Origin of the sequence: Burkholderia puraquae (genome assembly GCF_002099195.1) — a bacterium.
Taxonomy (GTDB): Bacteria; Pseudomonadota; Gammaproteobacteria; order Burkholderiales; family Burkholderiaceae; genus Burkholderia; species Burkholderia puraquae.
Map to the genome: position 1 here is coordinate 1 of NZ_NBYX01000076.1, position 638 is coordinate 638.

General features: G+C 63.2%; 1 pseudogene. It reads right to left on the reverse strand.

Annotation, left to right across the window (positions count from 1 at the left end):
- Nucleotides 1-638, reverse strand: a pseudogene (locus tag B7G54_RS37850) (DDE-type integrase/transposase/recombinase); the annotation flags it as partial.

Sequence of the window (638 nt, forward strand, 5' to 3'; positions counted from 1 at the left end):
CCCCGTTGTCCGACCGCACAAACGCCGGCTTGCCGTACAGGCGCATCAGTCGCGACAGCGTTAGGATCACATCCTGCGAACGCAGGCTGGCGCCGATCTCGATCGCCAGGCACTCGCGGGTGTATTCATCGATCACGCAAAGCATCTTCAACGCTCGCCCATCCACCAACTGGTCGTGCACAAAGTCGTAGCTCCAGWCCGAATTGGGCTGGGTGGCGCCAGGCAGGCGTATGTCGTTGCCGCAACGACGTCGGCGAGGGCGCCGCCGCGGAATGCTGAGCTGCAAGGCTCGCCACATTCGTCGCACACGCGATTCGCCCAGCGCCAGCCAAGCCGACATCCGTCGGTAGCCGAAGCGCGGCACYTCCTGCGCAGCCGCARTCAGTTGCTCGCCCAGACGCCGATCTTTCTCCGGTTGCTTGAGCGTATAGGTCGCCACCCGGCGACTCAGTCCCAGGTAGCAACATGCCTTGCGTCGTGATAKCCCYCGCCGAGTCAGGACTTCCAGCGCCTCGCGCCGGCCCGTCGGGGTGCTCATTTTTTTCGACTGAATTCCTTCAGGCCGTCGATCACCAGCATCTGCTCGGCGATCAGGCGCTTAAGCCGATCGTTCTCCGACTCCAATTCCTTGAGCCGAC